The following is a 24807-nucleotide window of genomic DNA, read 5'->3' on the forward strand; positions in this document are numbered from 1 at the left end:
TAAGTTCTTGCGACTGTTTTTCGCGGCAGCATCCGTCGTTATTTTATTGACGGCGGCAGTCAGCGCCGCCGTCAGAATTGTCGTACCGGAGAAGGGCACCTTTCTCCTCGTCGATCTTGATACATGCCGTCTGACGGTGTACGTGGACGGCGTCATCATTGAAACATTTCCCGTCTCCGGCGGTCAGCCTCAATCCCCGTCGCCTGTCGGGACGTGGATGGTAACAGAAATCGCCGATTGGGGCGAAGGCTTCGGCGGCAGCTGGATCGGCCTAAACGTGCCGTGGGGCCAATACGGCATCCACGGGACAATTGAACCATGGAGTCTCGGTGCCTATAACGCCTCAAAGGGCTGCATCCGTATGCATAACGACGATGTCGCCATCGTAAAAAATCTTGTGACCCTGGGTACAATTGTGCATATTAAATTTGATGGGATGCCTTTTCGCGCCATGGAAAGCGGCATGATTGGCAGCGATGTTTTCAGCGTCCAGCAGACGCTCCATCAGCTTGGGTATTATCCCGCCGCTGCCGACGGCGTCTTCGGCGACGTCACGGAAAACGCCGTCCGCGCTTTTCAGAAAATAAATCACCTAGCGGTGGACGGCATTGTCGGCCGCCGGACATACGAGAAGCTCGTGCGACTGTCTAAGGAACAAAAAAACAGTCCCGTTTTGATCCCGGCGCAATAAAATATAGTACTTTATGAAAAGCTGGGATGCATATGGAAACACTATTAATCGGCTCGACGGGCCCGAACGTCAAGCTAATCCAGAGTCTTTTAAACAGGATTGGCTACGACGCAGGGCCTGTAGACGGTGACTTTGGGTCGCGGACAAAGCAGGCGGTTGCCGCTTTTCAGCGGAACAACGGCCTGACACCGGACGGCATCGTCGGCCCGCGGACGTGGGCGCTGTTTGAGCCGCTTTTACTGGGGTATGATGTGTACACCGTCCGACCGGGTGATACGCTCTATGCCATTGCGCGGCGTTATTACACAACGGTTCAGGCCATCGAAACGGCAAACCCCGGCGTCGTGCCGACGGCGCTCACCATTGGACAGCGCCTGACCGTGCCGTTCGGCATCGACGTTGTCTTTACCGATATCGACTATACATATGAAATTATGGAGCGACAAATCCGCGGCCTGCGCGCGCGGTATCCCTTTCTGGAGGTCGGCGTTATCGGCCAGAGCGTCATGGGCAAAAACCTTTACGTCATTCGCCTTGGGCGCGGGACAAATGAAGTCTCATACAACGCGTCGCACCACGCCAACGAATGGATTACGACGCCGCTTCTTATGAAGTTTATTGAAAACTTCTCAAAGGCGTTTGCCGTCGGCGGCAGGCTGGGCAGTTACAGCACAACGGATATCTGGCGCCGTGCGAGTCTCTACATCGTCCCAATGGTCAATCCAGACGGCGTCAACATGGTTACCTACTGGCCCAATTATCCGGACCCGGCCTATACACAGGCGGCGCAGCTCAACAAAACCGGCTTGCCGATTCCACGCGTCTGGAAAGCAAACATCCGCGGCACCGACTTAAATCTCAATTACCCGGCCGACTGGGATAAGGAGCACGAGCTGGAGCTGGAGCAGGGCATTACAGGCCCAGCCCCGCGCGACTACGGCGGGCCTTACCCGCTGTCCGAGCCGGAGTCGGCGGCTATGGTTAATTTCACGCGGCAACACAATTTCCGCCTTGTGATCGCCTACCACACACAAGGCGAGGTCATCTATTACCAATATCAGAACCTGCAGCCGCCAGAGTCGACAACGATTGCGCAGCTCTTTGGGCGTGTGAGCGGCTACGATATATCCGAAAACCCCGGGGAGGCCTCCTACGCGGGGTATAAAGACTGGTTTATCCAGGACTTCAGACGGCCGGGCTTCACCGTTGAAGTCGGCCGCGGCTCAAATCCCGTCCCCGTGACGCAGCTGCCCGTCATTTACGGTCAAAACGAGGAAATTTTGCTGTTGGGCGGGATCGTCTGACGGTGCCTTCAACGCGCAAGAAGCGCGCCGTCATTTCAACGGCGCGCTTTGCTTTGTCAATTTTTTTCAATGACCCACGGCAGCGGCCTGTAATAATCGAGGCTCATCTCTTTCACGTTGCTCGTCCCGTCTGGGTATAATCGGACGATCCACGAGCTCACAACAGCCCCGTCCAGCCCCTCGTGGGCAACCTTTTCCGTATTCGGCGGCAGCTCTTTATTTGTTTTTTGCAGGATTGGGGCGGGTAAGACCTTCAGAACGTCATGGTTCCAAGTAATCTGCGGCGGCACAGTCTGGCCGTAAAAACCGATATAAAGGATATTATCGATGCCGCGCGCCCAAATAAGGATTTTCCCCGGCGTCGTATTTTTAAACTGAAAGTCCTTGGCCCCGTAGCTGACGGTGGCATCCTGCCCGTACGGCACATATGGCACCGGCATCCCGTGATGATGGCGCTCTGTGATCTGAAGGTCCGACAATACGGCAACATTGTAAAGTGTTGAGGCAATCTTGCACACGCCGCCGCCGATCGTCTCGGAATAGCTCGTGCCGATATACGTCGGCCCGATGCTGTAGCCCCGTTCCGTCGTATAAGGCCCCGCCGTCTTATTCTGCGAAAAGACAGCGCCGGGCTCTAAAACGGTCCCGCTGATATAACGCGCGGCAAGATGGACGTTGGACTCCTCGCCGGGCAGCGGGTCGTGCAGAACCGTTTTATAGGCCGCCATCAAGACAGGACAGTTGTTATCACCCTTCGCCGTGATAAAATCGGTGTCATTTTCCCACGGTACAGCAGTCGTCTGGCACGACTCAAGCGTTTCCGTCATGAACGGGTCAAAGCCGCCGCGCGGCCGCAAGGCGTTCTCCGGCGCGTCGAGAGCCAAAGCGCTTTTTGTCACGCCCGGCGACAGCGCCAAGAAGGCGGCTAATAGGATTATCATTGTTTTTTTCACGATATTACTCCCACATCCTTTTCTGGCTAGTATACGCCGCGCTAAGACAAACTATTTGGCACATTTCTTCTATTGCGGATGGTTTGGACATATAAAACGGTATGGGAGCTGATGCACATGGTTTATTTTTTTGCCTTCATCGGTATGCTCTGCTGGGGCGTCTCGCCAATTTTTGCAAAGCTCGGCCTGAAAGACATCAATCCGCTCGTCGGCCTCTCCGTCCGAACGTTTTTTACGGCAACGGCTATTTTAATCTGGCTTTTATTGAGCGGCGGTATCACAGAGCTTAAGGACATCTCCTCCAAGGCGTTATTTCTCCTGATCCTCGAAGCCATTCTGGCAACGCTCATCGGCGACCTCGCCTATTTTGCCGCGCTCAAGCAGGGCTCACCAGCCATCGTCATGCTCATTATGGCCTGCTCGCCTGTCGTGACGATTTTGACGGCTGTTTTATTTCTTGGCGAGAAACTGACCTTAACGCATCTCGTCGGCGCATGTTTGGCAATGATCGGCATTATTCTGATCGTCTAGTGTTTAACAAGCGGGCGTTTTGGCGCCCGTGTTTTTCTTTGTGACAAACGCACTTGAATAACAAGAGCGCGTCCTGTAAAATTTACATATAGACCGGATTTGAAAAGGGGACGCCATGACAGAGAATACAAAAAAAACAGAGCTGGCAATTGACGGTATGAGCTGTGCGGCGTGCTCGGCCGCCGTTGAGCGCGTCACGCGCAAGTTGCCGGGCGTCACGATGGCCGCTGTCAACCTGACGACGAACCGCGGTGTGTTTGAATACGACCCGACAAAGACAAAGCTCTCTGAAATTAAGGCCGCTATTGAAAAAGCCGGGTTTACACCACGGGATATCGAAGGTGAAAAAACACGTGACCTGGACGCGGAACGCCGTGAGAAGGCCGAAAATAATATGCGCCTGCGCCTCATTGTCGCCGCTGTCTGTGCCGCGCCCGTCTTGTATCTTGCAATGGCACACATGTTTCCGGCGCTCAGCGTCCCAATGCCGCGCTTTTTGCACCCCGCGCATAACCCGCGCCTCTTCGCGCTTGTGCAGCTCATCCTGACGATTCCGGTTGTAATTGCCGGCAGCCGCTTTTACACGCGGGGCATGAAGTCGCTTTTCAAAGGTGCGCCGAATATGGACACGCTCGTCGCCGTCGGTACGGGCAGCGCTTCTTTATATAGTCTTTACGCAACCGTTCGGATTTTTACCGGCGACGTAGCCTTCGTGATGTCCCTGTTTTACGAGTCTTCCGCCGTTGTCGTAACGCTTGTCATGCTCGGCAAATATTTGGAGGCAAAAAGTAAAGGGAAAACATCGGAGGCCATTAAGAAGCTCCTGCGCCTCCGTCCGACAACGGCCATGATTGAAAAAGGCGGCCGCGAGCTGGAAGTCCCAATTGACGAGGTGACGACGGGCGACATCCTCCTCGTCCGCCCCGGCGGCACTTTCCCCGTTGACGGCCTCGTGACGGACGGCATCACGACGGCGGATGAGTCGATGCTCACGGGCGAGAGCCTGCCGGTCGACAAAAAGCCGGGCGATGTCGTTACCGGCGGCAGCATCAACGGCGAAGGGCTTGTTCGCTTCAGAGCAACGGCCGTCGGCACCGACACAGCGCTGTCAAAGATTATTAAGCTCGTGGAAGATGCACAGAGTAAAAAAGCACCGATTGCCAAGCTTGCTGACATTGTCTCCGGCTGGTTTGTACCGGTTGTTCTGAGTATTGCCGTTATCTCCGCCGGCGCGTGGGCACTGGCCGGACGGGATTTCAATTTTGTTTTAACAATTTTTGTCTCCGTGCTCGTTATCGCCTGCCCCTGCGCCTTAGGCCTTGCGACACCGACGGCTATCATGGTTGGTACCGGCAAAGGCGCCCAACTCGGCATCCTGATCAAAGGCGGACTGGCTTTGGAGACGACGCATCAAGTGAGCGCCGTCGTCCTTGACAAAACGGGGACAATTACGGAAGGCAAACCGGCTGTGACGGCTATCAAAACATATAACAGCTTTCCCGAAAACGACGTGCTCGCCCTTGTCGCTTCAGCCGAGCGCGGCTCGGAGCACCCCGTCGCCCGCGCAGTCGTCGCTTATGCCGAAGAAAAAGGCCTTGTGCTGACGGCACCGGCGCGCTTTCAGGCAGAGCCGGGCCGCGGCATTGACGCCAACGTTTCAGGTCGGCAGATCCTCGCCGGGAATAAAGCGCTTTTTGACGCCCACGGTATTGACACAACGATCGCCGCCCACGACGCCGATGCGCAGAGCGGCGCGGGCAGAACGCTTTTATATGCTGCGATTGACGGCGTTCCAGCAGCGCTTATTGCCGCGGCCGATACAGTTAAACAGTCGAGCCGCGCGGCTGTCGATCAGCTCAAAAGCCTTGGCATTGCCGTTTATATGATTACAGGCGATAATAAAAACACGGCGGACACCATCGCTAAAGAGGTTAATATCGACCATGTGCTCGCCGATGTGCTGCCGCAGGACAAGGCTGGTGCCGTCCGCCAGCTGCAGGAGACAGGCCTCAAGGTTGCAATGGTGGGTGACGGGATTAATGACGCGCCGGCCCTCGTTCAGGCTGACGTCGGTCTCGCCATCGGCACGGGGACGGACGTCGCCGTCGAATCGGCCGATATTGTTTTGATGCGCGGCGATTTGATGGACGTTGCAGCCGCCATCGCGCTCGGCCGGGCAACAATCCGCAATATCCGGCAAAACCTTTTCTGGGCTTTTATCTATAACCTCATCGGCATTCCGTTTGCTGCCGGTGTCGTCTATCTCTTTGGCGGGCCGCTTTTAAGTCCCGTTTTTGCCGGAGCCGCTATGGCGTTTTCATCTATCTCCGTTGTCACAAACGCGCTGCGCCTGCGCCGTTTTAAACTGCGCTGAAGTTTTATTCAAATCTATTCTTATGAAACATAAAGGAGCATGCATATGGAAAAGATCACACTGAACGTCGAGGGTATGTCTTGCGGTCATTGCGTCGCCCGCGTTGAAAAAGCAGTCACCGCGCTGCCGGGCGTTTTAGGCGTCGCTGTTAGTCTTGAGAGCAAGACTGTTACTGTTGAATTTGACCCTGCCGCCGTTGCGGAAAGCGCCCTCAAAGAAGCGATTGAAGAGCAAGGCTACGACGTTATGTGACGCGTAATGCCTCCTTCTTCAATGATTTGAACAAAAAAAGCGCCGCGCAATCGCGCGGCGCTTTCTTTTAAATTCTGCTACACACTTTCCCGGCCTTTGGTGACCTGGAGTCGGGCCATGGCGCGGGCGAGGGCGAGCTTGGACTGGCGGTATTCCTGCATGCTCTGCTGCTGGCGCAGGCGCTCCTCGGCGCGCAGGCGCGCCTCCTCGGCGCGGGCCTCGTCGATATCCTCCGGCTTTTCACAGGCTTGGACATAGACGAGCACGCCGCCGTGGCGAACCTCCAGGAAGCCCTCGGAGTTGAAGACCTCGCGTGTTTCTGTCGGCGTCTTCACATAAAGCGTTCCGACGGCAATCGGCATGACGAGCGGGGCGTGGTCAGCCAGAAAGGAGAAACGCCCGTCCGTCGTCGTCACCGTCAGGACCTCGGCGTCGCCGTCAAAAAACTGCTTTTCCGGCGTCAGTATCTTCAGATTGAACAGTTTGGCCATTTGTTCCGTCCGTTCCGCCGCCGCGCTGCGGCTGAGATTCATTGCGCGGTATCGGGGGGCGCGTGCCCCCCGCTTTGTTACTTCATGTTCTTGGCCTTGTTGTAAACGTCGTCAATATTGCCGACCATGGAGAAGGCCGCCTCCGGCATACTGTCGGCCTCGCCGCCGAGAATCGCCTCAAAAGAGCGGATTGTGTCGGCAAGCGCCACGTATTTACCCTTGTTGCCCGTAAACTGCTCGGCAACGTTAAACGGCTGCGACAAAAACTGCTGAATGCGCCGCGCTCTGTAAACCGTCTTCCGGTCTTCCTCTGACAGCTCCTCCATACCGAGAATGGCGATGATATCGCGCAGCTCGCGGTAGCGGTTGAGGCACGTGATGACGCCCTGCGCCGCGTTGTAGTGCGCCGGGCCGACAATCAGCGGGTCGAGAATACGGGAGTAGGATTCCAAGGGGCTCACGGCCGGGTAGACGCCGATTTCGGCGATCGACCGCGACAGAACCGTCGTCGCGTCCAGATGCGTAAAGATCGTCGCCGGGGCCGGGTCCGTCAGGTCGTCGGCCGGGACGTAAATCGCCTGTACCGACGTAATGGAGCCGTTCTTCGTCGAAACGATGCGCTCTTCCAGATTACCCAGCTCGTTGGCCAGCGTCGGCTGGTAGCCGACGGCCGAGGGCATACGGCCCAAAAGCGCCGATACCTCGTTGCCCGCCTGGACGTAACGGAAGATGTTGTCGATAAACAAGAGAACGTCGCGGTTCATCTCGTCGCGGAAGTATTCGGCCATCGTGAGGCCCGTGAGGCCGATGCGCATACGCGAGCCAGGCGGCTCGTTCATCTGGCCGAAGGCCAATGCGGTTTTGCTGATGGCGCCCGAGCTCTTCATATCCTGAATCAGCTCGCTGCCTTCACGGCTGCGCTCGCCGACGCCGGCGAAAACGGAGAAGCCGCCGTGCATCGTGGCGATGTTGTAGATGAGCTCCATGATCAGAACCGTCTTGCCGACGCCCGCGCCGCCAAACAGGCCGATCTTACCGCCCTTGGAGTACGGCGTGATGAGGTCGATGACCTTGATGCCCGTCTCGAAAAACTCGGTGACCGGCGTGAGGTCTGTAAATTTCGGCGCACTGCGGTGGATATCCCACGTCTCTGTGCTCTCAATCGGCGGGCCGTTATCGATCGGCCGCCCTAAAACGTCGACAACGCGGCCCAGGACCTCTTTGCCGACGGGCACCTGGATGCCGTGCCCCGTGTTCTCCACGCTGATCCCGCAGCTTAAGCCGTCGGTTGCCTCCAGCGCGATGCACCGCACGACGCCCGGCGAGACGTTCGCGGCGACCTCCATGTGGCGGCCGTCGGAGGTTATCAGTAGATCGTTGATCTGCGGCTCGCTTTCGGCGTTTTCAAAACGGACGTCCAGGACAGGGCCGCTGATCCTGATAAGCACTCCGCTGTTCGTACTCGGCATAATTTACCTGTCTCCTTTTCTAAGGATTTCAGCCGCACCGGTAATCTCGGCTATCTCGTTGGTGATGGCGCTCTGCCGCGCCAGGTTGTATTTCGTCCGCAGGCTCTTGAGCATGTCCTGCGCGTTCGTCGTCGCACTGTGCATCGCGTTCATCCGCGCAAAGTGCTCGCTCGCGTACGCCTGTACCATAACCCCGAACAGAATGCCGAGGATATACTGCGGTATGAGAAGGTCAAACAGCTCCTGCGGCGTCGGGTGATACATGATGTCCGCCAGCGTTTCTGCGTCGGCGATGTCGCTGTAATCGTCCAGCCGGATCGGCAGAAGTCGCCGTTCCACCGGCCTGTTCTTCGTCGCCCCGTAAAACGACGTGTATACAAGGCGCACCTCGTCCGTCTTCCCGCTGTCGTAAAGCGCCATCACGTCGCGCACCAGCATGCGCGCCCGCGTCAGCGCCGGGTCCTGCGCGATGCCCAGATACGTCACGTCCGGCACCATCGACCGCGCGTTGAAAAAGTCCTCCGCCGTGTTCCCGATTGTTAAAATCGAGTGGTTCGGATGCTCTTCAATGTGACGCAGCGCCAGATTCAAAACGTTTGAATTGTACGAGCCGCACAGACCCTTGTCGCCCGAGATGATGATGTAGGTGCAGTGCCCGCCCGCCGGGACGTCCTTCAGGTACGGGTGCGATACGCCCTGCGCGGTGACCAGAATCTCTTTCATCGTCTTTTGGACGTGGTCAAAGTACCGGTGATTCTGTTCAATATGACTCATGACCCGCTTCATCCGGGTCGACGAGACCATTTCCATGGCCCCCGTGATTTTTTTCGTCTGTTCGACGGCGGCGATGTGATGGCGTATCTCGGTAGGGCTCGCCATTACTTCTCCCCGCTTTCCGCCGCAAACCGCTCAAAGCTGCGCAGAAGGTCTGTCTTGTCGTTGTCCGTCAGCTGGCCCGTCTTGTCGATGCTGTTCATCACGTTTGCCGCGTTCTGATGCAGATACGCCAGCAAATTCGCCCGCACCTTGTCAACGTCCCGCTTGTCAAACGATGTGAACACGCCGTTTGACACAGCCAGCAATATCGCCGTCTGCTCCGACAGGGAAAACAGCTGATCCTGCTTCTGCTTTAACAGCTCCATCAGGCGCTCGCCGTTTTTGAGCATGTTTGCCGTCGCCGTATCAATGTCGGCACCAAACTGTGCGAACACCGCCATTTCGCGGTACTGCGCAACGTCCAGACGCAGGCTGCCCGAAACGGCCCGCATCGCCTTGTGCTGCGCCGAACGGCCGACGCGCGAGACCGACAGGCCCACGTTGATAGCCGGGCGCATGCCCGCGTTGAACAGCTCGCTTTCCAGATAAATCTGGCCGTCTGTGATCGAGATGACGTTCGTCGGAATATATGCCGAAATGTCGCCCGCCATCGTCTCAACGATCGGCAGCGCCGTTAAGGAGCCGCCGCCCAGCTCGTCGCTCAGCTTCGCCGAGCGCTCTAAAAGACGGCTGTGCAGATAGAAAACGTCGCCGGGGTACGCCTCACGGCCCGACGGACGGCGCAACAGGAGCGACATCGCTCTGTATGCCACCGCGTGCTTACTCAGGTCGTCGTACACGACGAGCACGTCCTTGCCGCTGTACATAAACTCTTCCGCCACGGCGCACGCCGCGTACGGTGCAATGTATTGCATCGCCGCCGCGTCGCTGCCGAAGGCAGCCACGATCACCGTGTTCTCCAAAGCGCCGGCTTTCTCCAGCATGTGCACAAGGCCCGACACCGTCGAGGCCTTCTGGCCGATCGCGCAGTACACACAGTACACGCCGCGCCCTTTTTGGTTCATAATCGCCGACAGGGCGATCGATGTCTTGCCCGTCTGGCGGTCGCCGATAATCAGCTCGCGCTGGCCGCGGCCGATCGGTATCATACTGTCGACCGATAAAATGCCCGTCTCCAGCGCTGTGTCGACCGGTGCGCGCTGCATGATCGTCGGTGCCGGCGATTCAATCGGGCGGAATTTCGTCGTCTTGAGTTCGCCCTTGCCGTCCAGCGGGCGGCCGATCGGGTCAATCACGCGGCCGAGAAGCTCCTCGCCCACGCACACCTCCGCTACGCGCCCTGTCGGCCGCACAACGCTCGATGTCGATACCTTGCCGCCTAAAAGCGCCGCGCCGACGCCCCTAAATGCAGGTCCAGCGTCAGACCGACGGCCCCGCCGTCAAATTCCAGAAGCTCGCCGTAGCGGCTTTGTGACAGCCCCTTGATCTGGACGATATTGTCGCTGAAGCTTTCAACCTCGCCGTACTCGTAGACTGCCGTGTCCGGCTCGGCCGTCGTCACCCGTTGTTTTAAAAACGCGCCGACAGTTGCAAAAGAAGAATCAATCATCTATTCACCTCATTCACTCAGTTGCCGGCTGATTTCATACAGACGCGAGGAGTAGCTCGCGTCGTATACCTTGCCATCTATGATCGCAATAAAACCGCCTATGATCTTGTTGTCCTCGACGACTTCAAAGTCCAGCTCACTGCCGTACTGCTTCGAAAAGCCGTCCCGGATCGCTTTGACCGTCCCCTCGTCATACGGCGAGGCGATCAACAATACTGGTTTATCCATGACTACCTCATCTCACGGAAAAAGTCTTCCGCGACGGCCTTGTTATCGACTGCGCTCACCTCACGCTTTAAAATGCGCGCGGCGATTTCCGTCGCCAAAAGCGCCACCTCCGTGCGCGCCTCCGCGATCGCCTGGGCCTTCTCGGCGGCGATCCGCTCGTGCGCGTCGGTCATCAGGCGCTCAGCCTGCCCGCGGGCGTCCTTGACGATCTCCTGGGCTTCCTGTGACGCCTTGACCTGGCTGTGTCGAATGATTTCCCGGCCTTCTTCCTCATACGTCTCGATATGATGCTCATACGAGGCCTTCATCTCGAGCGCTTCGTTCTGCTTCGTCTCGGCGTCCTTCAGCTGGGCTTCCACCTTCGCCGACCGTGCCGCCAGAAACGCGCTGACGGGCTTGAACAAAATCACCCGCAGCAGAATGAACAATATGAGGACGTTGATGATGTGTATCAGGATGTCAGAAGGATGCAGACCTTCCATCCGTCAATACCTCACTTTGATTTATTTGAGCGAAAAGAGCATGATGAGCGCTGTGACAAAGCCGTAGATCGCCGTCGACTCTGTGATCGCCAGACCAAGAAGCAGAAGGCCGTTGATCTTGCCCGAGGCCTCCGGCTGACGCGCCACCGCTTCAACAGCCTTGCCCGTGGCAATGCCCATTCCGAGACCTGCAAGCGCCGCGGCAAACAGGCACAGTCCTACACCGATTGGTAAATAACTCATTTTTTTATCCTCCTATTCTGTTGCTTCATTTATGAATGTTAATGTCAATGTGACAAAAATGAAGGCCTGGATTAACGGGTGAAACACGTTGAAGTAAAGCCCCGCCACGCTGGGTATCCCCAACGCGTAGCCGCCGAGCGCCGAGTACAAAAGATCCATGACGACAAGGCCGCCCAGCATGTTGCCGAACAGTCGGCTCGCCAGTGAGACCGGTACCGCAAGGTCCGTTACAATCCGGATCGGGAAAACCACCGGCGTCGGTGACGCCAGCGATTTGATGCGCCCGCCCACGCCCTTGACCTTGATGCCGTAGTAGTTGATGATAAAAAACGTCAATATCGCCAGTGCGCCCGTCAGCGTGATGTCCGACGACGGCGTCCGAACGCCAAATGGCTCGGCGCATGCGCACCCAACCAGAAAGATCGCTACCGTGAAAATGTAGCTGGCCATAAATTCGCCCACGCCGTGCGCCGAGCTCTTCGTATAGCTCGTGACCGTCTCGATCATGAGTTCCAGAACGTTCTGCGCCCCGCGCGGCGTGTCCTTCAGCCGGGTGAGTACGAAAACGCGCAGTAAAATGGCAATGACCACAAGCACCGCGATGATCACCCACGACGTCACAACGGTTGACGAGACACTGTGGCCAAATAGCTCGACGCGCTCCGGCGCAATTGCCACCTCGAGCGGCTTCGCCTCCTGCGGGCCGAAAACCAGTTCAATCAGCTTCGTCAGCAGTAAGTAGCCGCCAATCACCGTCACAAGCGTCGCCAGCGTCCTGTTCCGCTTCTGCCCCTTCGTCGGCTTCTCCGCGCCCGCAATCACGGCCACCACCCGCCGACGCCATACGTACCCGCCTACAAGGGCTAATATGGAGATTATTATCGTATAGTTGTCACTCATTGTTTCCCTTTCGTCCTCTCTGAGGGCACGGTCGGAAAAGCGGCCGCGCCGCTACCGTCGCTCCAAGTCGACAGTTTCTATCCCGCCCCGCCGACACACCTTTCAGTGTGCCGGCGACTTCCCTGAGGAAGCTGTGGGCGGTATTTCATGGTTCCTCTGAAATCTTAAGCTTTCTTTAGAACCTTATCAGTTTTGACGAACGGTGTTGATCGCACCTGTCGGGCACTTGGTAACGCATGTTGCCTCACCGCATTTTTCAACGCAGATGGCCGAATCGACGATGGCCAGATTGTTCTCAAGCTTAACCGCCTGGTACGGGCAGTTTTTGACGCAAAGGCCGCACCCAATGCACGCGGCTGAGCACGCTTTCTTGGCGACGGCGCCCTTATCCTTCGAGTTGCAGTCAACCTTGACGTGCGCGTCAAGCGGGAGCATGAGGATAACGGCTTTCGGACAGGCCTTTTCACACGCGCCGCACCCGGTGCACTTTGCTTTGTCGACAACGGGCAGGCCGTCATCGCTCATGACAAGCGCCCCAAAATTGCAGACAGCCACGCAGTTGCCAAAACCGACACAGCCGTATTTGCATTCCTTAGGACCAAAGTGGAGCATGCTGGCAGCGCCGCATTCTTTCACGCCGGTGTACTCATAGGCAAACTTCGCTTTATCCTTATTGCCCGCGCAGCGGATATGCGCCGCACGCGGGGCAACCTTTTCGGCGACCTTACCGGTTATATGGGCCACTTCGTCGGCGACGGCCTGCTTGCCGGGGATGCAGAGCGTCGGCGAGACGTCTGGGTCCAGAACAACGGCTTCTGCGTAGGCCGCGCAACCGGCATAGCCGCAGGCACCGCACTGACCCTTCGGGAGAATCTCCTCGACCTCTTCAATCAGAGGATTCGCTTCAACCTTGAATTTTTTGTTGGCGACCGACAGGACAAGCCCGAAGAAGATGCCGACTGCGGTCAGGATAATGACTGTAAATATTGCAGCATTTAAAATTATTGGTTCAACCATGTTCATTCCGCCTTTCCTTACAGGGGTATCATCCCGGAGAAACCCAGGAAGGCCAGAGACAGCATGCCCGCAACGATAAACGCAATGCCAAGACCCTGAAGCGGCTTCGGCACATCAGCGTACTCAAGCTTTTCACGGATACTGGACATCAAAATCATTGCGAGTGCAAAACCGACGCCAGAGCCGAGCGCGTTGACAATGCTCAGGCCGAGGTCATAGCCAGCTTCAGCGTTAATCAGCGGAACGCCGAGAACGATGCAGTTTGTGGCTATCAGAAGCAGGTAAATGCCCCACATGCCATACAGCGTCGGCGCGAGCTTTTTAATAATCATTTCAAGCATCTGAACGAAGCTTGCAATTAGAATAACAAAGACAATCGTTGTCAGGAACTTGAGGCCAAGCGGGACAAGAACGAGTGAATAAACAACCCAAGCGAGAATGCTCGAGAGCGTCATAACGGCGGTAACGGCCATGCCCATGCCGACCGAGGCGTCCAGCTTCTTCGAAACACCGAAGAAGATACACAGGCCGAGAAAACGCGTCAAGACAAAGTTGTTAACGATGGCCGCGCCAACAAAGAGCAAAATATATTGTGTCATGCAGCTTCACGCTCCCTTTCACGGTCTTCCTTCTTTTTGAGATAAATCTTTGTCAGGCCAACGAGATAAGCGATGACAAAGAAAGCGCCAGGCGCCATAACAAACAGAAGCGGGGCATTGTACCAAGAGCCGAGGATTCTAAAGCCGAGGAGTGTGCCGTTGCCAAAGAGCTCACGGATCGCACCGACGGTGATCATGGCCAGCGTAAAGCCCATACCCATGCCTAAACCGTCAAGAAAGGACGGAAACACCGGGTTTTTCGACGCAAAAGATTCGGCTCTGGCCAGGATGATGGCGAATACGACAACGAGGCTTAGGTAAATACCAAGCGCCTGATACAGTTCCGGCGCGAAGGCTTGGAGGAACAAAATCGCTAGTGTGACGATCGTGGCTATGCTTGTGATGTATACCGGAACACGAACCTTTGGGTTGACAAACTTCCGGATAATCGACACGACAATGTTATTCATAGAGATAACGAAGGTCACAGTCAGGCCCATTGTCAGCGCCGTCAGCACAGACGATGTCACAGCGAGGGCCGGGCAAAGGCTGAGCGCCAAGACAAGAATGGGGTTCTCGTCAATAAGACCTTTGCTGAATATTTTCCACAGACTCATTTGCTGTTTCCCTCCCCCAGATAAGCGTTAACTTCGTCAACAGCTGTTTTAACGCCATTCGTCACGGCTCTTGAAGTGATTGTGGCACCCGTCATCGCCTGAATATTGGTTGTGTTTGAGGGGTCCTTTGTGACGACGAGCTGCTCTGCTGTTTTGCCGGGGAACTGATCTTTAAACGGGGATTCTGCGGCTTTTGTTCCAAGACCGGGGGTTTCGTTTGCGCTGAGGATCTTAAAGTTATAAACCTTTCCTTCCGGCGTCACAGCAACAAGCATCTTGATGGCGCCGCCATACCCTCTGGACTCAACTGAAACGACATACGCGACGATAGATCCGTCTTGCGCTTTGGCGATGGACATTTCTTTTTGCCCTTCGACTTCTTCGAAGGACGCCGCATCCGAAACGAGCGCCTGTTTTGATTTTTGTTCCATCAGAACTTCTTGCTTTGCGGCGATGGGTCGTGTTAAAAAGTACGCTCCTGCAAGGATTGCGCCGGACACGAGACATGTAACCGCGAGATTCACTGTTATTTTCAGAATGCTCGAATTATTATCGGTATGTACCGCGTGCTCAGACATAGCTCTTCCTCCCCGTGCCGTAGATTCTCGGTTTTGTGACCCTATCGATGAGCGGCGTCACGCAGTTCATCAGGAGGATCGAGTAGCAAACGCCTTCAGGATATCCGCCGACAAAACGAATGAGGGTCGTGATGACACCGCAGCCGAATGCGAAAATAATCTGGCCTTTGATCGTAATCGGAATCGTGACCATATCAGTCGCCATAAAGAAGGCGCCGATCATCAGGCCACCTGCCATCATGTGGAAAAGCGGATCTCCGGAGAAAAGTGTGCCGGGGCCGCCGTAGAAAAAGCCGCCGAATACCCAAGCAAGAATACCGACTGTGCCAATCATCACGACAGGGACCTGCCACTTGATATAGCCTTTGTAGATCAGGTAGATGCCGCCGAGAATCAGGAGCACCGTACAAGTTTCACCAATACTGCCGTTTCTCGTGCCGAGGAACAGCGCTTTATAAAGCGCTGTTTTATCGCCAAAGAGATTGACAACCGTTTCGTAACCCTGCTGCTTAGCGATATTGAGGACCGTCGCGCTTGATACCGCGTCAGGGCTTGTGATGTTGGCTGCCCAAGATGTCATGAGCGCCGGCCATGATACCATCAACGCGGCGCGGCCGATGTGCGCGGGGTTAAAGACGTTAAAGCCGAGGCCGCCCATGGCCATTTTCGCAATAAGAATGGCAAGAACTGCGCCGAACGCCGTCATGTACCATGGCAGAGCCGGCGGCAGGCACATCGCCAGGAGAAGACCGGTCACAACGGCGCTGCCGTCTCCGACCGTGACTTTGGCTTTTCTGAATTTCTGAATGAGAAATTCGGTCGCGACCGCCGCAACGATGGCAACAACCATGGTAATGATTGCGGGAAGGCCGAACCAGATGGCTGCAAAAATCGCCGCCGGCGCAAGCGCCAGATTGACATTCCACATAATCTTCGGAATGGAATCGTTATTTTTAACGTGCGGCGAAGTAGAGACGCTTAAAAGCGTTTCTTCAAGTTTAATATTTGAACTCATGTGTCGCCTGCCTCCTGTTTAATGATGTCCATGACCGGCGTTTTTGGCCTTGGAATATCTGATGTACTGCAATATCCGGCGCTTCGAGGGACAGACATAGGCGCAGCTGCCGCATTCGATGCAGTTGAACACGCCGTATTCTTCACGCGCTTCCGTATGTCTGCCGCGCTCGGAGAGAATGCTCAGCATGCTCGGTACGAGACCGGCGGGACAGGCGTCCACACACTTGCCGCAGCGGATGCAGGGATACTCTTCGTCTTCAGCCACAGCGTCCTTGCTCATCACAAGAATACCGGCCACGCCTTTGATGACCGGGATATTGAGATCGGAAAGTGCATAACCCATCATCGGGCCGCCGTTAATAATCTTTTTGGGTGTTTTGGAGTACCCGCCGCAATATTCAACAATATCTTTAAAGCTTGTGCCGATCCGAACGCGCAGGTTTTTCGGCTGGGCAATGGCGTCACCGGAAACGGTGATAACGCGCTCGATGAGCGGAATACCCTTTTCAACGGCATTGGCAATGGCGACGATGGAACCGACGTTTAAGCCGACAATACCGATATCGGAATGGCGCTTGCCCGCGGGAATCTCACGCTCTGTGAGAACTTTAATAAACATACGCTCGGCACCCTGCGGGTATTTCGTCGGCAGGGCGACAACAGTAACGCCATCCACATTGGCAAAGGCCTTTTTAAAGCCTTCGATCGCTTTGGGCTTGTTGTCCTCAACACCGACGAAGCATCTTTTGACGTTTAAGGACTTCATGGCGATTTTCACACCCAGGACAACACGGTCTGTCTCTTCGATCATAACCCTGTAGTCTGAGTTGAGGTAGGGTTCGCACTCAGCGGCATTGATCAGCAGCGTGTCTATGTGCTTTTCGGGGCCGTAGGTCAGCTTAAAGTGCGAGGGGAAGTTCGCGCCGCCGAGGCCGACAAGACCGGCCGTTGTGACGATTTTATGAATCTCCTCGACGCTGAGCTTTTCAAAGTCGCGCTGCATCGGGAGGCCGGGAGCCCACTCATCAAGACCGTCGCTCTCGATGACAATCGCGAGGCTCTTATCTTTAAAAGAGCTCGGATACTCAGCGATTTCGACGACTTTGCCGGAGATGGATGCATGCACCCAAGCTGTGAGGTGCACGTCGGCACTCGCAATCGGCTGGCCTTTTTTGACGGTATCGCCGACGTTGACCATCGGGACACCCGGCGCGCCAATATGCTGGCTGACGGGGATAATGACTTTTTGCGGCGGTGGCATAAACTCGGTATGAAGTTCTGCCGTTATGTCCTTATGCTCTTCTGGGTGGACGCCGCCGCGGAAGGTTTTTAACACACGCAATCACCTTTTTCTATTTTAGTTTGCTCTATGGCAATGATTTACCGGGATATTACTTGACGATTTTGAGAATGGCCGGCAAGCTTGACAGCGAGCGGCTGATCTTTTTCTCCGATACTCTGATGGCAACGATGGAAGCGAAAAATAAGACGGCGCCGCCTGCAATGTTTCCAATAAGCATCTTCCACCCAAGTGCCACAGCCGCAAGGCCGCCCAGCCAGACACCGAGAAACGCCGCCGCGAGCGGTAGCACGAAAATCAGGAACGCGCCTTTGAGCGACGACTCTTCCTGCACTTCAAACTCAACGCGCTGCCCAATGTGGGCGCCAACCGGATTGCGGACCGTTACAAGGGGGGCGTTGTTGCCGGAGCAGGCCCCGCAGCTTTCGCATTCGGTGTGCCTGCCGGCTTTGACGGTCGCAGTTTTGCCGTCCGTCTCAATGACAATGCCTACAGACGTTTTCATGAACATGCACCTCCGAATATTATAATATTGCCGCCTGATCCTGCACATTTATATGAAGTGATCTACGCATTTTTAATAACACACGTTGACCGTGTTCCGGCGGTTCTTACTTGAATTATTGTATGACCGGCAAAATGCGCATGATATGCCTATGGTTAAGGATAAGTAAACATATTTTTAATAGAGTGTCAATCGCATTTGGGCGTTATCAGTTGAAAATACCAAATATCGAAAAATAACTGAAACATATTACTCATAAATTGCAAGTGCAAATTGAACACCCCGAGGCAAAATCGTTCCCATCAATTAACCTTGGACACAGATGGTGCCGCAGGCGCTGTCTGTGCCAAGGTTGTCGCAGCCGTCAGGCTGCGTATTCGGAATCAAGAAAGGCTTCAAATAGTTCCTCTGGCGTGTGGTATCCGAGCTTCTTCCGGGGTCGCCCATTTAACTCATCAGCAGCGGACAGGATGTCCTCGTCTGTATACTGCTCAATAGATGTTCCCTTTGGAACGAAGGTCCGGAACAGTCCATTATGCCTTTCGTTCTGAGGACGTTCCCAAGAGCTGTATGGGTGGGCAAAGTAGATCTGGGAACCCCAAGCCTCGACTTCTGCAAAGTCGGCGAACTCGCTGCCGTTGTCTACGGTAATCGTCTTAAAAATCTGTGAAAAACGTTCCCCGTACTCAGCGCGTAGGCTTTTCATGGCAGACATCACCGCATCACTGGTCTTTCCGGGAATACGAATGGCGATGTAGTGCTCGGTCTTCTTCTCCAGCAGAGAGAGTACAACTGCCTCTTTCCCAGCTCGTTTTCCAACCACGGTGTCGCCCTCCCAGTGGCCGCCTTCTATACGAAGGGAAGCGATCTCAGGACGGGCGGAAATGCTTGTGCCGTAGTGCTTTTTGTTTTCCCTGCCCCTGGCCTTTCGGGTGCTGCGTTTTAAGGCTTCCGGCAGTTCGGTCGGCGTGATGGGAAGCAAGCCTGCCCAGACCATGTTGTACAGAGTGCGGGTACAAACCATCTGATCTTCACTGTACAAACGCTGTCGCTTCGCATATCCGCAGCAGGAATCCAGCGACCACTTGTGTTCCCGGATCTGCTTGACTACCCAGTCAATGAAAGTCTTGCAGGAGCCTGCTTTGAGGGGCTTGACACAAGCCCTTCGATTAGCCTTGTAGATGGCCTCGCCGAGTTTCGGAGAATAGCCAGGTGCTTGGCCCCTGTTGCTCTTCCGTGTCGGTGTACCTCGCCTTAACTCGTATGAGATGGTGGACGGTGAACAGCCAATGTTTCGGGCGATGCCGCGTACGCCAAGTCCCTGCTTCAAGAGGGCTTTGACAGCACCACGATCTTCCAAGCTCAAGTGTTGCCCTTTCTTGCGTTCTGCGCTGACTGTGATAGAATCATTGTTATCCATAGTGATTGTATCCTTTCGGTGGCAGATGTTGTGTAGGAACTACATTTTACCACGAAGAATAATCACTATGGATTTTTCTGTTCAAGTGTTCAATTTCATTTTACAATCAACCGAAACATATTACTAAAGTCACCGCTTGTTTATTTTCATTTTTTTAGACACAACATCTTGTTATCCGCTGCCGTTGCATGACAATTACTGTCAGTTTGACTAAATTTTTGGCCATGCGGCTCCAGAAAAAAGATCGCCGCGGGCTTTACTGCCCGCGGCGCATTGCATCTTATTTTAACCGAGAAGAACGCCCGAAGGCGCCGCTTATTTAAAGAATCTCTTTATTTCAATTTCGCCGTTTTCTGGCGAATCCGATGCATGAATTAGGTTGCTTGACGTGCTTTCGGCATAATCACCTCGGATGGTGCCGCCTCCCGCCTCTTCAAACTTGGTCGCGCCGACGAGAATTCGGACGCCGAGAACAACGTTTTCTCCGGATACAGCCATGCCGAAGACGGGCCCCGACATCATATAGCGGGCAACGTCTGGGAAAAAGGGTTTGTCTGCAATGTGCGCATAATGTTCCTCTAGAAATTCATGTGTTAAATTTCTCATTTTAACGTCAAGAATTCTGTAGCCTTTCCGCTCGATTCTTCTGATAACCTCACCAATAAGGCCTCTTTTGATACAGTCCGGTTTGAGCATGACGAATGTTCTCTCGTCTGCCATCACCCGTTACCCCCTTTTCGGCGCGCAGCGCCAATTATTTTTCCGCCAGATAACTGAAAAACCTCTTAATCTCAATTTCACCGATCTCGGCAGAATCCGAGCAGTGAATAAGATTGTTGTTCGTGCTGGCTGCGTAATCGCCGCGGATTGTGACGGCCTCGGCGTCTTCAAATTTTGTGGCACCGACGAGGATGCTCATGCCGAGCACCGCATTTTCACCGCGGACAATAAGTCCCAAAACAGGGCCGGACAGCATATGCTTTAAAATCAGAGGGAAAAACGGCTGCTCTGCCAGATGCGCATAATGCTCATACAGGAAAGGGGCCGACAGTTTGGCCATTTTTGCATCCATAATCCGATAGCCCTTCCGTTCAATCCGCGTCACGATTTCACCGATGAGCCCTCTTTTCATACAATCCGGTTTCAGCATAATAAAAGTATTTTCTTCTGCCATTGTCTTCTCCCCTTTGCCGTTTCATTTATGATTGAATGCATTTTAACTTTTACAAAAACAGCGGCGCGTCATACGACTTACCGCTGAAATTGGTCATTTAAACAGAAGGAGAGGCCAAACCTCTCCTTCTGCGTCATCGTCATGTTATTCTGTGGTCAGGGCTCTTGACGACCCGGAGCGCTTTATTAAATATCCGCGTAATCGGTAAACTCTTCACTGTGGAATAACTTTGTTCTCTTTGCCTCGACTTTTTTTGTAAAATCCATCAGACATTCCACAATCTCGTCTTTAAAATAGACAAGCGCGGAAATTGCAGCGGCTATGGCTAGAATCGCGGTAACAGCGAAAAATACCATCCGGAAAAACTTCATGATTATGCCTCCCGCTCATTTGTGATTATTAAATATTTTACACCAAATAAATCGGAATAACAACACAAAATTTTCTTATAAAAATTATTAAAATCGTGCAAAAAAGCGCAGCCACCCCTTTTGAGCAGCTGCGTCTTTCATTATTCTGCTGATATCAAGAAGTAATAGACGGGCTGGCCGCCGTCTACGAGTGAAGCCTCCGCCTGCGGAATGGCCGTTGTCAGTCTTTTGAGCACACTGTCCGCCGTCTCGGCATCAACATCCTCACCGGAAAAAACCGTGATAAACTCCGGTGAAAACGCCGCTAAAGAAACGGCAACGGCGTCTACAAGGCTGGCCGTATCCTTCCCTGTGGCAACAAGCGTATCTTCCAGCAGGGCGATATAGTCACCCGCTGTGATGACATGCCCGTCATACGATGAGTCACGCGCGGCGTAGGTAATCTGCGCCGTGTGAACGCGCCCGGCGGCCTGCTCCATGAGCGCAATATTTTCCGTCACCGAAGCGCCGACGTCCAGCGCGATCATGGCGGAGATCCCTTGCGGCATCGTCTTCGTCGGGATGACGACAACCTTTTTCTCGGTCAGGCGCATGCACTGCTGCGCGGCCATAATAATGTTTTTATTGTTCGGCAGGACGAAAACCGTCTGCGACGGCACCGCTTCGATTTTCGCGAGGATGTCGGCTGTTGAAGGGTTCATCGTCTGCCCGCCGATGATGATCGCGTCGGCACCCAGCTCGCGGAAAACACCACAGAGCCCGGCACCGGCACAGACGGCGACAACCGCAAAATCCTTTTCCGGCTCGCTCAGAACGTCATCGTCGGGCGCAGCGACCGCTGTTTCATCCGGCACACTTTCTGCAGGCGGCACATCCGGCATGCTTGCCCCCCAAAATGGCATCGCCTCTGACTGCTCGGGTATCGTTTCCGGCACGGGGGCTGGTTCGGGCATTGGCGCCGCTTCGCCAGCTTCCGGCAGCGCGGCGGGCTCCGGCTGGGGCGCCCGCGTCTCGACAAGCTTGCCTGTGTGCTGCTCTTTCATGTTTTCTATTTTAACGGAGAGCAAAGGGCCATACGTCAGCGCCTCCGTCAGGACGGCACCCGGCTCGTTGGAATGCACATGCACTTTAATAATTTCGTCATCATCGACGACGACGACGCTGTCGCCCAGCGCGTCTAAAAACGCGCGGAGCAGGCCGACGTCTTTCGTGCTGGCCCGTCCGGCGATAAATTCCGTACAATAGGTGAAGTTAATATCCGCCGTTTCAAAATCCGAAAAGTCGGCTTTTTCGGCCCCGACCGAGCCTGTTTCGTTTTGAAAGACCGTAACGCCGCGCAGGGCTTTAAGCATACCCTCCATGATATACAAAAAGCCTTTTCCCCCGGCATCGACAACGCCGGCTTTCTTTAAAATCGGGTTTTGATTGATGGTATTTGCCAGCGCCTCACCACCCGCCTTGAGCGACGCTTCCAAAACGGCTTCAATATCATCCGTCTTTTCCGCCTCTAAAACGGCGGCCTCGGCCAAAAGGCGCGAGACGGTTAAAATCGTCCCTTCTGCGGGCTTCATAACGGCTTTGTATGCCGAATCGACGCCGTCGGTTATTGCTTGGGCAAAATCGGCCGCGCCAGCTGTCTCCAAATCTTTGAGGCGGCGTGCAATACCGCGGAATAATAGAGATAAAATGACGCCGGAGTTGCCCCGCGCGCCGCGCAAAAGCGCCGCGGCTGTGACGTCTGAGGCTTTGCCGACGGTTGCGACGGGCGCATTCGACAGCGCCGCAGCCCCAGCCCCCATAGTGAGGCTCATATTGGTACCCGTGTCCCCGTCCGGGACCGGGAAAACGTTGAGCTCATTAATTTCGCCTTTATGGTTCTCAATAGCCGCCGCGCCATTGAGAATCATGGATGTCAATAAGGCACCGGTAATCTGACGTGTCAAACAGCTTCCCCCTCGCTCAGCCTATAATCATAGAGTCGACATAAACGTCGACGCTCTCAATGTCCACGCCGGTCGCCAGGGACACCTTGTAACGAACTTCTTCAATGATGCTCGTACACAGGACGGGTATATTGACGCCCTGATCCACGGCAATATGAAGCTCGATTGAAATGGTGCCGTTATCATTATATGTGATATGGACGCCTTTGCCCATGGACTCTCGTTTCAGCAAGTGAACAAGACCGTCTGTCATCGAGCGGACGGTCATCCCCTTGACGCCGAAGCAATTCGTCGCGGCCGTCCCGGCGAGATTTGTAAAGACGTCGCTGGCAATGCGGATATATCCCTGTTCCGTCTGAAGCGTTATCATCGACCCAACTCCGTTCTCATGTTGATTGGCCTGCGAAAGTGCAGAATTTGCGCCCATATTATATTACACCGCCAAAGAAACTACAAGCCCGAATCATCGCCGAGCCATCCCGAACGGCAGCGTTTTCCGCGCCGAACCGCCTTTCTGATGCCTTGCAGACCACATCCGGTGATATTTGCCGTCAAAGTTCCACTTATATCAGCAAAACTTTGTTTATTTTGTGTGTTTTTTTAAATTGACTGCCTCATATTGGTGTGCTAGAATGACGTCACCGTTTATTCTGGTACAGCTTTCCCTTTCATTTTATTATGTGTGGGGCTTTATATGTCTACTGAGACCGCGCGCGCTCATTTTCGCCAGTTTGGCATCGAGGACAGAATCATCGAACTTGGTCCGTCACCTGTGACGGTTGAAACGGCGTTCAAAGCGCTGCGCGTCTGCACAGCCAGAATTTCGAAAACGCTTTCCTTCCGCACCGATAAGGGCTGCATGCTCATTATTTGCGCGGGCGATGCGCGCATCGACAGCCGGAAGTTCTGCGATTACTTTTCCTCAAAGGAGTCCTTCCTCTCTCCTGAAGAGGTTCCAGACATGGTCGGCCACGGTGCAGACGGCGTCTGCCCCTTTGGTATCAAGCCCGGCATACCCGTCTATCTCGACGAGTCGCTGCTCCGGTTTGATACGGTTTTTCCGGCGGCCGGCAGCGGGACAAGCGCCATTGAGCTGACGATTGACGAGCTGTTCAAATTCTCCAAAGCCAAAGGCTGGGTGGACGTCTGTTTCGTACCCGAGCAGGACGCAGCCGTTTAAAAGATAATTATTATAAATTAAAGTAAAACCGCCGGAAAGCTTCCGGCGGTTTTGTGTTTGTTAGGCTTCCTCAAAGTCCGCCGCGCCGTGCTTGCAGACGGGGCAAATAAAATCGGGCGCGAGGTCTTCCCCTTCGTGAAAATACCCGCAAATGCGGCAGCGCCAGCCTTTGGCGGCCGGTCTCGGCGGCGCGGGCTTGACGTTTTTCTGATAAAACGCGTAGCTCATTGAGTCTGCGGTGGAGAGCACCTCTGCGTCCGTCACGTCGGCGAGAAAAAGCGTGTGCGTGCCGATGTCCGTGGCTGTGACGACTTTGCCGGAAATGAACGAATTGGCCCAGCGCGTGAGGTACAAAAGGCCGTTCTCGCTGCGGTAGACGTCTTTAAAATCGGCGAATTTGTCGGCTGTTTTACCGCTTTGCATCCCGAAATTCTGAAAAACGGAAAACGGCGCGTCCTCCGAAAGCGTCGAGAGGTTGAACGCCCCCGTTTTCAGGAGCATGTCGTGCGTCAGGTTCTGTTTGTTGACGGTCATCGTCACGCGGTTGGGTGCCGTCGTTACCTGCAGGGCCGTGTTGATGATGCAGCCGTTGTCCTTTTCACCATCCTGCGCCGTCAGGACAAACAGGCCGTAAACAAGCTTGTACATGGCTTTGTTGTTCATAAAGGCTCTCCTTCCCCCGTGCAAAATGCCGGGCTGTCTTACGCTTATTGTACCATCCCATATGCGCCGCTTCAAGATGAATAAGGCCGTAAAAAGCCGCATTTTTGCCTTGACAAAAA

28 protein-coding genes and 1 pseudogene are annotated in these 24807 nt (G+C 54.7%); 6 read left to right on the forward strand and 23 right to left on the reverse strand.

Features of this window, described 5'->3' with window-relative positions; genetic code table 11:
* Positions 1–7 precede the first annotated feature (7 nt).
* Both IZU99_08330 and IZU99_08335 read left to right on the forward strand, forming a co-directional pair.
* The gene (locus tag IZU99_08330) at positions 8–691 is read left to right on the forward strand and encodes a peptidoglycan-binding protein (protein ID UOO37259.1); all 684 of its coding nucleotides are present in this window, start codon (positions 8–10) and stop codon (positions 689–691) included.
* 32 nt (positions 692–723) lie between these two features.
* A complete protein-coding gene (locus IZU99_08335; protein ID UOO37260.1) occupies positions 724–1995 on the forward strand; it encodes a peptidoglycan-binding protein in 1272 nt (423 codons plus the stop codon).
* A 56-nt stretch (positions 1996–2051) separates the two neighbouring features.
* On the opposite strand, the gene IZU99_08340 is transcribed toward IZU99_08335, so the two are convergent.
* Positions 2052–2936, reverse strand: a complete 885-nt coding sequence (locus tag IZU99_08340) for a VanW family protein (GenBank protein ID UOO38797.1) — start codon at positions 2934–2936, stop codon at positions 2052–2054.
* Positions 2937–3065: 129 nt separating this feature from the next.
* On the opposite strand from IZU99_08340, the gene IZU99_08345 reads away from it, so the two are divergent.
* The 3 genes from IZU99_08345 to copZ all read left to right on the forward strand — a co-directional run bounded on the left by IZU99_08345 (position 3066) and on the right by copZ (position 6105).
* Positions 3066–3479 (forward strand): EamA family transporter, encoded by a 414-nt coding sequence (locus IZU99_08345; GenBank protein UOO37261.1) that lies wholly within the window; start codon positions 3066–3068, stop codon positions 3477–3479.
* A 115-nt stretch (positions 3480–3594) separates the two neighbouring features.
* On the forward strand, positions 3595–5853 hold the full coding sequence (locus IZU99_08350) for a copper-translocating P-type ATPase (GenBank protein ID UOO37262.1): 2259 nt from the start codon (positions 3595–3597) through the stop codon (positions 5851–5853).
* A gap of 45 nt (positions 5854–5898) precedes the next feature.
* Positions 5899–6105 (forward strand): copper chaperone CopZ, encoded by a 207-nt coding sequence (copZ, locus tag IZU99_08355; protein ID UOO37263.1) that lies wholly within the window; start codon positions 5899–5901, stop codon positions 6103–6105.
* Between the two features lie 77 nt (positions 6106–6182).
* Here the strand turns inward: copZ and atpC are convergent, their stop codons facing one another.
* The 21 genes and pseudogenes from atpC to IZU99_08460 all read right to left on the reverse strand — a co-directional run bounded on the left by atpC (position 6183) and on the right by IZU99_08460 (position 23212).
* Positions 6183–6596 (reverse strand): ATP synthase F1 subunit epsilon, encoded by a 414-nt coding sequence (gene atpC / locus IZU99_08360; protein ID UOO37264.1) that lies wholly within the window; start codon positions 6594–6596, stop codon positions 6183–6185.
* A 77-nt stretch (positions 6597–6673) separates the two neighbouring features.
* Positions 6674–8065, reverse strand: coding sequence for a F0F1 ATP synthase subunit beta (locus tag IZU99_08365; GenBank protein ID UOO37265.1), 1392 nt, complete (start codon positions 8063–8065; stop codon positions 6674–6676).
* A gap of 3 nt (positions 8066–8068) precedes the next feature.
* A complete protein-coding gene (gene atpG / locus IZU99_08370; GenBank protein ID UOO37266.1) occupies positions 8069–8944 on the reverse strand; it encodes an ATP synthase F1 subunit gamma in 876 nt (291 codons plus the stop codon).
* Positions 8944–10451: pseudogene (locus IZU99_08375) on the reverse strand (F0F1 ATP synthase subunit alpha). Before IZU99_08375 ends, atpG begins: the two are co-directional and overlap by 1 nt.
* A 9-nt stretch (positions 10452–10460) precedes the next feature.
* Positions 10461–10679 carry a F0F1 ATP synthase subunit delta gene (locus tag IZU99_08380; GenBank protein ID UOO37267.1) on the reverse strand — a complete coding sequence of 73 codons (219 nt, stop codon included), beginning with the start codon at positions 10677–10679 and terminating at the stop codon, positions 10461–10463.
* A 2-nt stretch (positions 10680–10681) separates the two neighbouring features.
* Positions 10682–11161, reverse strand: a complete 480-nt coding sequence (gene atpF, locus IZU99_08385; GenBank protein UOO37268.1) for a F0F1 ATP synthase subunit B — start codon at positions 11159–11161, stop codon at positions 10682–10684.
* Between the two features lie 21 nt (positions 11162–11182).
* Positions 11183–11404: an ATP synthase F0 subunit C gene (atpE, locus tag IZU99_08390; protein ID UOO37269.1), complete on the reverse strand. Its 222-nt coding sequence runs from the start codon at positions 11402–11404 to the stop codon at positions 11183–11185.
* Positions 11405–11416: 12 nt separating this feature from the next.
* Positions 11417–12304: a F0F1 ATP synthase subunit A gene (locus IZU99_08395; GenBank protein ID UOO37270.1), complete on the reverse strand. Its 888-nt coding sequence runs from the start codon at positions 12302–12304 to the stop codon at positions 11417–11419.
* A 186-nt stretch (positions 12305–12490) separates the two neighbouring features.
* Positions 12491–13321 (reverse strand): Fe-S cluster domain-containing protein, encoded by an 831-nt coding sequence (locus IZU99_08400; GenBank protein ID UOO37271.1) that lies wholly within the window; start codon positions 13319–13321, stop codon positions 12491–12493.
* A 17-nt stretch (positions 13322–13338) separates the two neighbouring features.
* The gene (locus tag IZU99_08405) at positions 13339–13920 is read right to left on the reverse strand and encodes an RnfABCDGE type electron transport complex subunit A (GenBank protein UOO37272.1); all 582 of its coding nucleotides are present in this window, start codon (positions 13918–13920) and stop codon (positions 13339–13341) included.
* Positions 13917–14537 (reverse strand): electron transport complex subunit RsxE, encoded by a 621-nt coding sequence (rsxE, locus tag IZU99_08410; GenBank protein UOO37273.1) that lies wholly within the window; start codon positions 14535–14537, stop codon positions 13917–13919. Before rsxE ends, IZU99_08405 begins: the two co-directional genes overlap by 4 nt.
* The gene (locus tag IZU99_08415; protein ID UOO37274.1) at positions 14534–15115 is read right to left on the reverse strand and encodes an FMN-binding protein; all 582 of its coding nucleotides are present in this window, start codon (positions 15113–15115) and stop codon (positions 14534–14536) included. The genes rsxE and IZU99_08415 overlap by 4 nt, the downstream gene beginning before the upstream one ends.
* On the reverse strand, positions 15108–16130 hold the full coding sequence (locus tag IZU99_08420; GenBank protein UOO37275.1) for an RnfABCDGE type electron transport complex subunit D: 1023 nt from the start codon (positions 16128–16130) through the stop codon (positions 15108–15110). The genes IZU99_08415 and IZU99_08420 overlap by 8 nt, the downstream gene beginning before the upstream one ends.
* An 18-nt stretch (positions 16131–16148) precedes the next feature.
* Positions 16149–17468: an electron transport complex subunit RsxC gene (gene rsxC, locus IZU99_08425; protein ID UOO37276.1), complete on the reverse strand. Its 1320-nt coding sequence runs from the start codon at positions 17466–17468 to the stop codon at positions 16149–16151.
* 55 nt (positions 17469–17523) lie between these two features.
* Entirely contained in the window at positions 17524–17937 is a 414-nt protein-coding gene (locus IZU99_08430) for a SoxR reducing system RseC family protein (protein ID UOO37277.1), read from the reverse strand.
* A 364-nt stretch (positions 17938–18301) separates the two neighbouring features.
* Positions 18302–19357, reverse strand: coding sequence for an IS30 family transposase (locus IZU99_08435; GenBank protein UOO37278.1), 1056 nt, complete (start codon positions 19355–19357; stop codon positions 18302–18304).
* Positions 19358–19672: 315 nt separating this feature from the next.
* Positions 19673–20077, reverse strand: coding sequence for a nucleoside-diphosphate kinase (gene ndk, locus IZU99_08440; protein ID UOO37279.1), 405 nt, complete (start codon positions 20075–20077; stop codon positions 19673–19675).
* A 34-nt stretch (positions 20078–20111) separates the two neighbouring features.
* Entirely contained in the window at positions 20112–20531 is a 420-nt protein-coding gene (locus IZU99_08445; protein UOO37280.1) for a nucleoside-diphosphate kinase, read from the reverse strand.
* Between the two features lie 185 nt (positions 20532–20716).
* Entirely contained in the window at positions 20717–20902 is a 186-nt protein-coding gene (locus tag IZU99_08450) for a hypothetical protein (GenBank protein ID UOO37281.1), read from the reverse strand.
* Between the two features lie 140 nt (positions 20903–21042).
* Positions 21043–22809: a DAK2 domain-containing protein gene (locus IZU99_08455; GenBank protein ID UOO38798.1), complete on the reverse strand. Its 1767-nt coding sequence runs from the start codon at positions 22807–22809 to the stop codon at positions 21043–21045.
* A 52-nt stretch (positions 22810–22861) separates the two neighbouring features.
* A complete protein-coding gene (locus IZU99_08460) occupies positions 22862–23212 on the reverse strand; it encodes an Asp23/Gls24 family envelope stress response protein (protein UOO38799.1) in 351 nt (116 codons plus the stop codon).
* Positions 23213–23539: 327 nt separating this feature from the next.
* Between IZU99_08460 and IZU99_08465 the strand changes: the two genes are divergently transcribed.
* A complete protein-coding gene (locus IZU99_08465) occupies positions 23540–24025 on the forward strand; it encodes a YbaK/EbsC family protein (GenBank protein UOO37282.1) in 486 nt (161 codons plus the stop codon).
* A 60-nt stretch (positions 24026–24085) separates the two neighbouring features.
* Here IZU99_08465 and IZU99_08470 read toward each other — a convergent pair whose 3' ends face one another.
* Positions 24086–24688 carry a flavin reductase gene (locus IZU99_08470; GenBank protein UOO37283.1) on the reverse strand — a complete coding sequence of 201 codons (603 nt, stop codon included), beginning with the start codon at positions 24686–24688 and terminating at the stop codon, positions 24086–24088.
* Between the last annotated feature and the right edge of the window lie 119 nt (positions 24689–24807).

This window comes from Oscillospiraceae bacterium CM (genome assembly GCA_022870705.1).
In the GTDB taxonomy this organism is placed as follows: domain Bacteria; phylum Bacillota; class Clostridia; order Oscillospirales; family Oscillospiraceae; genus Sporobacter.